Source organism: Pseudoalteromonas sp. S558, from assembly GCF_005886635.1.
In the GTDB taxonomy this organism is placed as follows: Bacteria; Pseudomonadota; Gammaproteobacteria; order Enterobacterales; family Alteromonadaceae; genus Pseudoalteromonas; species Pseudoalteromonas aliena.
This window is the reverse complement of the sequence record NZ_PNDU01000200.1, coordinates 1-6,985: the sequence shown is the minus strand read 5'-3', so window position 1 is coordinate 6,985 and position 6,985 is coordinate 1. Positions and strand designations below refer to the sequence as shown.

Annotated in this window: 5 protein-coding genes; 4 read left to right on the top strand and 1 reads right to left on the bottom strand. The window is 38.8% G+C overall.

Annotated features, from left to right (window positions below; genetic code table 11):
* Positions 1-178: 178 nt before the first annotated feature.
* Positions 179-2,560, bottom strand: a complete 2,382-nt coding sequence (locus CWB66_RS14190) for a TonB-dependent receptor (protein ID WP_138585887.1) — start codon at positions 2,558-2,560, stop codon at positions 179-181.
* A gap of 335 nt (positions 2,561-2,895) precedes the next feature.
* Between CWB66_RS14190 and CWB66_RS14185 the strand changes: the two genes are divergently transcribed.
* The 4 genes from CWB66_RS14185 (at position 2,896) to CWB66_RS14170 (ending at position 6,627) form a co-directional block, all read left to right on the top strand.
* On the top strand, positions 2,896-4,113 hold the full coding sequence (locus CWB66_RS14185; protein WP_138585886.1) for a lipoprotein-releasing ABC transporter permease subunit: 1,218 nt from the start codon (positions 2,896-2,898) through the stop codon (positions 4,111-4,113).
* Positions 4,106-4,804 carry a lipoprotein-releasing ABC transporter ATP-binding protein LolD gene (gene lolD / locus CWB66_RS14180; protein WP_138585885.1) on the top strand — a complete coding sequence of 233 codons (699 nt, stop codon included), beginning with the start codon at positions 4,106-4,108 and terminating at the stop codon, positions 4,802-4,804. Before CWB66_RS14185 ends, lolD begins: the two co-directional genes overlap by 8 nt.
* The gene (locus tag CWB66_RS14175) at positions 4,794-6,038 is read left to right on the top strand and encodes a lipoprotein-releasing ABC transporter permease subunit (RefSeq protein ID WP_138585884.1); all 1,245 of its coding nucleotides are present in this window, start codon (positions 4,794-4,796) and stop codon (positions 6,036-6,038) included. Before lolD ends, CWB66_RS14175 begins: the two co-directional genes overlap by 11 nt.
* Positions 6,039-6,153: 115 nt before the next feature.
* Positions 6,154-6,627, top strand: a complete 474-nt coding sequence (locus CWB66_RS14170; RefSeq protein ID WP_077538050.1) for a YehS family protein — start codon at positions 6,154-6,156, stop codon at positions 6,625-6,627.
* Positions 6,628-6,985 lie beyond the last annotated feature (358 nt).

Here is a 6,985-nt window from a genome sequence, read left to right as displayed (position 1 = left end):
ATCATTTTAGCGTATTAAATAACTCACTAACTGCGTTGAATTTACTTGCAATAGGCCCGCTATTGACGCGTAAATTCGCCTTGTTTTCACTGAAAATCTCTGGCTAGAGAAAATAAATTTAAATATCACCATGATTCAATACGTTAGTAAATCTCTTAACCAGAGCTCAGGTTAGTTATTAAAAATAACCACGAATACCAAAACGGAAGTTTCTACCAGGTAGTGGGGCTTTATCTTTGATAAATGAACTGTGAACAAAGCCTAGCTCGTCGGTAATATTATCCACATTGATGTAAAGTTGTGCATCTACAGCGCCTAAACCTAATTGATAATTTGCTTGAGCATCAAAGAGCGTGTAGCCATCTGTTTGTGTTTCAAACGCTGTTACGTCGTTTTGATCAAAGTAATGAGTACCCGTTAGTGTTAGTTGTAAGTCACCTAAATCATACTGTAACTCAGAGCCTAATTTATTGGCAGGTATACGGGGTAAATTACCCGCATCGTCTCTTAGTTTTGCACGCGTTGAGTCACCAAATACTTTAGCCATAGCGCTTGGTGTTATTTGGTAATGTGCGTCAAACTCAATTCCATAAAGCTCAGCGTCTTTACTAGTAAACTGATAAACCGCAACAGCATCGTCATGTGCACCAATAGCTGATTCTAAACCGTCTTCTTCATCGTAAACTAAACCGGTATTCTCTTGAAAATAAAAGTTTTTGATATCGTTATAGAAAAAATTAACGGTATAACCAAAGTCTCCACTAAAACGTCTAAGGCTTAAATCTAGATTTGTAGATGTTTCTTGCTTAATATTTTCAGGTTCAAAATGCGCTTCATTACCTTCAATGTTATAACCAAGGCCTAGCTCGTAAGTGCCGGTTGCAATGTGCAAGCCGTTTGACAATAGCTCTGCAGAGAGTGGCGCACGCTCTGAATGAGAAATACTTGTTGCAATACTATGGCCAGGTTTGTACTGCCAAATAGCACCAGCAGAGACACTTAAATTAGTAAAACTTTTGCTGTAACCGATTGTTTCTTCATCATCGTGGTCATCTTCAATTTCGTCGTGATCATGACCGTGTTCGGCCTCTGAAATTTGGCTTTCTATTTTATAATCTTCAACTCGTGCGCCAAGCTCAACTGTTACATCACCAAATTCACGTTCTTCTAGTAAATATAACGCGTTTGTTGTGGTTACGCTCGCGGGTGTAAAGGCTTCTTCACCAATTGCATTATAGTCTGAATCACTATAGTGATAGCCAATCATACCGTGCCAATCAGCAAATTTATGTTCTACATTTAGACGCGCTTCTGTTGTTTGATTGGTAAATGTTGTGCCAACTGCACCGTCTTCAATCTCTTGATGGGAGTAATCAGTGTAACCTACACGCAGGTTAATTGTTTCGATCCAATTATTATGTAGCGCGTAGCTTACAAGGCCTTGCCAGCGATCTTGCTCTAAATGTGCATAAACTGGTGCTTCAGCAGCTTCATCGTCATGCTCTGCGTGCTCTTCTTCTGTTTCACCTTCGTGATCATGCTCGTGATGGTGTTCATGTCCAGGAATTCCGTAATCAGTATTAATACTACCGTAAGATAAACCAATCGTTAAATGCTCTCCAACATAGCTGGTACCAAAGTTGAGTGTTTCGCTATCAATAAAAGTATTTTCTACTGAGCTTTCAATTTCAACATCGCCATCATCATCAGCGATGGTAAATGTAGGCGTTTGATAATCATCGCCGCTACGTTTAGTGCCATCAAAATGAAAGTTAAAGCCTTCATTACCGGTTTCAAGTTTTGCAGCTACCGTATTTGAATTTGAGGCTGTGTCGTGGCTGTACTCAGCAGCCCCTGTTAAGGTATCCATGCTGCTGGTAGGAATACGGTTGTCAACTACATTGACAACACCACCAATTGCACCAGAGCCATAAAGTAGTGTGCTTGGGCCACGTAGCACTTCAATTTGCTCTGCTGCTAAGCTATCGCTTGATGTCGCGTGATCAGGGCCAATTCGCGATGCATCACTGCTATCTAAGCCGTTTTGAGTAATTTTAACGCGAGGGCCATCTAAACCTCGAATAATAGGGCTTGAAGAAACTGGACCAAAATAGCTCGCATTAACGCCAGGTAAGCCTTTTAGCGTTTCACCAAGAGTGGGTTTAGATTTATTTCTTAATTCATCACCAGATAAAACACTGACTGGAGAAATCATCTCTAAACTATTCTTATGAAGCGCAGAAGCATACACCACCACTGTTTCTACGGATGTTGGTTTTAGTGATACGCTTAGGTTATTTGATGAATCAGTTACAGCAATACGAGAGTCAATATAATTGTTTTTACTAATGTGTAATTGGCTTGCTGTATCGACTTCAATAGTAAATTCACCAAGTTCATTACTTTTTACGCTTTGCGTTTTACCATGTATATGAATAGTCGCATTTTTAATTGGTTGATTTTTATCATCGATTACTTTGCCATTTACAGTCGCGGCCAGCGCCGAATGAGAACATAAAACAGAAAGAAGAGCTGATGAGATTAGTGTTAGCTTAGTCATGAATATAAAAGTTCGCGGTTATTATGTTGTGATATACTATAACAATCCAGCGTCATTGGATCAATGATGTTATAGTATAACTTTTGTTTTTTGCGATCAATCTTCGAAAAATAAAGATGAAATGGAGTTTTGTACATTCCCAGAAAGCTTTTGTCTCCTCTAAAGTAATCGATTTAAGCCTAATTAACCTTTACAGATAAATTCAAATTTGCAGTGCTTTAAATTTAGCCAAGTATCAGATTTTTAAATTATTTCTTACATTTTACGGCATACCCAAAAGGGCTTTTTTCGTGCTACTATTATTTAATACTTTTAGGATAAGTGTTTAAAATAATATGTTTCAACCGGTTAGCTTATTTATAGGGCTTAGATATAGTCGCTCCTCAAAAGGAAATGCGTTTATATCGTTTATTTCGTTTTTTTCTATTGCCGGTATTGCGATTGGTTTAATCGCCTTATTTACCGTCAGTAGCGTAATGAATGGGTTTGAAAATAGCTTAAAAACTAATATGCTTGGCCTTATACCACACGTTGAGGTGCAATCAGATAAGCACACAAACTCGCAAATGGATACCCTCAAAGCAGACCTAGAGCAATCACCTTATGTTGATCATGTAAGCCTATACCGCCACGGCGAAGCTATTTTACAAACCAATAAAGACTTACACGGCGTTTTATTGCAAGGCCTTTACGACGATAACGGCTCTTTGTATAAAATTGCCGATAAAATAGTGCAAGGTGATTGGAAAACCGTATTAACCAAAAACTACAGTATTGCTATAAGTCGTTATCTAAGCCGCAAGTTAGGCGTTGGTGTAGGTGATAAACTTCGCGTCATTATGCCAAATGCCTCAACCTATACACCCCTTGGGAGAATGCCAAGCCAACGTTTATTTAAAGTGGCTGCGATATACGAAACTGGCTCTGAAATAGACATGGCGCTTGCGTTTACCAGTGGGCCTTCGCTACAACGGATACTAAAGCTGGATAAAAACACCGCCCCAAATTTAAGTGTTTCATTGCACGAACCGTTTGCACTAGATGAATTTATTGAATCAAGCCAAGGTGTTTTTAAAGGTCACAATTATAGTGATTGGCGCAGTAGTCAGGGGACTTTATTTGCAGCCGTTGCTATGGAGAAACGGATTATGTCGATGTTACTTGCCCTCATTGTATTGGTCGCTGTGTTTAATATTGTATCGGCACTGACCATGATGGTAAGCGAAAAACAAGGTGAGGTAGCCATACTACAAACGTTAGGGCTAACGCCTTCACAAGTACAAAAAGTGTTTATGGTACAAGGCTTATATAACGGCGTAATTGGTACCGTAATAGGCGCATTTTTAGGTGTTATATTGAGTTTATATATAAATGAGTTACTTGCATTGGTGGGCTTGAACTTACTTGCGGGTATTGAGCTACCGGTAAAATTTGATATTTTGAGTTTAGTAATAATAGCGTCTGCCAGTATTGCTATGAGCTTTTTAGCTACCTTATATCCTGCGCGCAAAGCCGCGAAAGTAAAACCAGCAGAGGTATTACGTTATGAATGATTTAGTCATTAGTTGTGAAAATTTAAGTAAAGTTTATCAAGACGGCAACAATCAAGTTGAAGTATTAAAAGGCGTTGACTTAGCGCTCCAGCAAGGTGAAATGCTCGCCATTGTGGGGAGCTCTGGCTCAGGTAAAAGTACGCTTTTACATATACTCGGCACTTTAGATACTGCAAGTTCAGGTGTCGCTAAAATTAAAAATCAAGAAGTTGCAAAGCTTTCGCGCACTGAGCAGGCCGCATTTAGAAATAAAAACTTGGGTTTTATCTATCAATTTCATCATTTATTAATGGAATTTAGCGCGGTTGAAAATGTAGCAATGCCACTATTAATTAAAGGGCTAAGTGCAAAAGAGGCTAAAGCTCAAGCGCTGGAAATGCTAGAGAAAGTAGGCCTTGCACATCGCAGCTCACATAAACCGTCTGCGCTTTCAGGCGGGGAGCGCCAACGAGTAGCAATTGCACGTGCACTGGTTACAAAACCTGCGCTTGTGCTTGCCGATGAGCCAACCGGTAATTTAGATAAACAAAATGCGATTAAAATTTACGATTTAATTAATGAACTCAACAAAAGTTTAAACACCAGTTTTGTAGTGGTCACACATGATTTAGAACTTGCCGATAAGCTAGGTAAAATTGCTTATTTAGACGATGGAAAACTAGCTATTAAAGAGTCGCAGCATGTTGCTTAGTGCATTTTTAAGTAAACGTTTTAGGGCTTATTCGGGTCACAAGGACGAAAAAAACGGCTTTGTTAGTTTTATCGCTAAAGCGTCGACTATTGGTATTTTATTGGGGGTTGCGGTTTTAATTGTGGCGTTGTCGGTAATAAATGGTTTTGAACAGCAATTAGTGCACAGGTTATTGAGTGTTGTGCCACAAGTTGAATATGTAGCGCCAAGTAGGCCTATTGCAAATTGGTCGCAAAAGGTGGATAGCTTACAATCACAACCCCACGTAACAGGGGCTGCCCCATTTATTGCTGTAAACGGTATGGCGCAATATAAAAGCCAACTAAAAGCAGTGGAAATTCGCGGTGTTGAGCCATCGCTAGAGAGTAATGTATCGGCAGTAAACCAATTTACAGATGGCAAACTAGTAAGCCAGTTAGGCCTTGATGACGTTATTTTAGGTAAGCAAATAGTAAAACAGTTAAATGCTAAAGTCGGCGATAACATTACGTTGCTTATTCCGCAAATAAGCCAAAAGGGCCAGTCATTATTAGCACCTAAACGCGTAACACTTAATCTTGTGGGTGTTATAGAAATGGGTGGCCCGATTGATAGTACAGCTGCGTTTATACATCTCAGCAAAGCGCAGCAGGCATTAGGCTACGACGCAAGCCAAGTTACGGGGCTGCGATTAAGTGTTGATGATGTGTTTTCGGCGCATCAAATAGCGTTAAAAGTGGGTCAAACGATTGACGACTACGTGTATATTTCTAGTTGGTTTAGAACGCAAGGCAGCCTGTATCAAGATATTCAAATGGTGCGTACTATTGTTTATATTGTGGTATTTTTAATTATTGCTGTGGCAAGTTTTAATATTGTGTCCTCTTTGGTGATGGAAGTGCGTGAAAAACAAGGCAATATTGCAATTTTAAAAACCATGGGTGCTAAAGACAGTACTATTTTAGCCACCTTTGTATTGCAGGGCTTAATGCAAGCATTTGTAGGCGTGGCACTAGGAACACTAATTGGTGTGGTATTAGCGCTTAATATAAGTGAGCTATTTACTTGGATAAGCCAATTATTTGGTGAAAACCCCCTTGAAGGCGTTTATTTTATAGAGTTTTTACCGAGTAAATTAGTACTTGAAGACATTGGTATTACAGTGATTGTTACGTTTGTGCTGGCGATACTTGCCACTATTTATCCTGCATGGCAAGCAACGCGCGTCGATCCTGCCAAAGTGCTTGGTAACTAAGCTAACAGCTTAAATAAAAATTAATAGGGTGGTAATAGTAAACCTGTTAAACTAGGCGCTTATTTAAAATTAAGCAATAACTGCTTGGTTGCTATACCTCACTTTGGGATTTACTTTGACTAATAACGATATTTTACGCCGCATTCGCTACACTTTTAACTTAACTGATACTGCTATGGTCAATGTTTTTGCATCAGCAGAGCATACGGTCACCAAAGAGCAAGTAATTGCATGGTTAACTAAAGAAGGTGAAGAGGCTTTTACCCCAATAAGTGATACTGAGTTTGCTAGCTTTTTAAATGGGTTTATTAATACCCAACGTGGCAAACGCGAAGGTGAGCAACCAGAGCCCGAGAAAAAGCTAAACAACAATATTATCTTTATGAAGCTACGTATTGCTTTAAATATGAAAGCAGAAGATGTGATAGCAACGCTTGCACTTGTTGATTTTGATCTAAGCAAGCATGAACTAAGTGCGTTTTCTCGTAAAGTAGACAATAAACATTACCGTGTTTGTAATGACCAAATATTACGTTTATTTTTAACAGGCGTGCAAAAACAACATCGCCCAGAAGAGTCTGGCGAGTAACTCGTTTAGCTAGTTAGTTTTTAGTTGATAGGCTTTGTGTATGCGCAACGCATTAGTTCAAAGCCTGTTAATTATATACCCCGCTTTAATCCTCTTCATTGTACGACACAACTTATCAAGCACTCTAATGAAAGTAGCTTCTATGGCATTTAGCTTTGTATTATTAAATCTTTAATCAAACGATTTAAAAATGAAGTTAGGGTAGCGCTAAGTAACCAGCACTTTGGATAATAATACCAATTTTATTAAAAACATGATCATTCTAGCGTATTCAATAACTCACTAACTACGTTAAAAATTATTTATATAGAACAACTATGTATTATAATTTTAGCCTTGTTATTTTGCTATTTTATTT